The organism is Vibrio sp. 10N.261.51.A4 (assembly GCF_041471945.1).
Classification (GTDB): domain Bacteria; phylum Pseudomonadota; class Gammaproteobacteria; order Enterobacterales; family Vibrionaceae; genus Vibrio; species Vibrio crassostreae_C.
In genome coordinates this window covers 1-485 of sequence record NZ_JBFRPJ010000189.1, presented here as the reverse complement: position 1 = coordinate 485, position 485 = coordinate 1, and the positions used below count along the sequence as shown (strand labels likewise).

1 protein-coding gene is annotated in these 485 nt (G+C 46.0%); it reads right to left on the bottom strand.

All coding sequences use genetic code 11. The features are described 5' to 3' along the window. Positions 1–485, bottom strand: a 485-nt coding sequence (locus tag AB4384_RS23685) for a hypothetical protein (RefSeq protein WP_372130207.1), incomplete at both ends; no start/stop codon positions are given.

Below are 485 nucleotides of genomic sequence, written 5' to 3'. Positions count from 1 at the left end.
AAAACGGATGTCGTTGGCGTGCCTGCAGCCAAGTCAGCAACGGTAGGCTCTTCAATCGTCAGATCACCACTTGCCATCACTTGAACATCATCAGTAATCGTCACCGATAGCGGTGACATTAACGAGTCATCACCATCGGTATCAACCGCGTAAACTGGCAAGTTAAATGTTAGGTCGTTATTGCCTTGAATTGGTGTGTGGTCAATCGCTTCCAGAAGAGTGAAGGTGTATTCACCCAAAGTGGAACTGCTGAAATCGAGAGTAAACACCGTGGTTTCGACATTCGAAATATCGGTCGTGAAGCCAATATAATTGCCAGAGCCTGTTGGTTCTTCTCGAATCTCAATGATCAAGCCGTCTGACTTGAGCGCGTTGTTAGTATTAAACTCACTTGGTTCTAAACGGAATTTCTCAACATCGTCGCTTTGATTAGTGAACGAGATGGTTTCTGTTTGACTCACTGCCCCCATGATTGGTGACGAGCC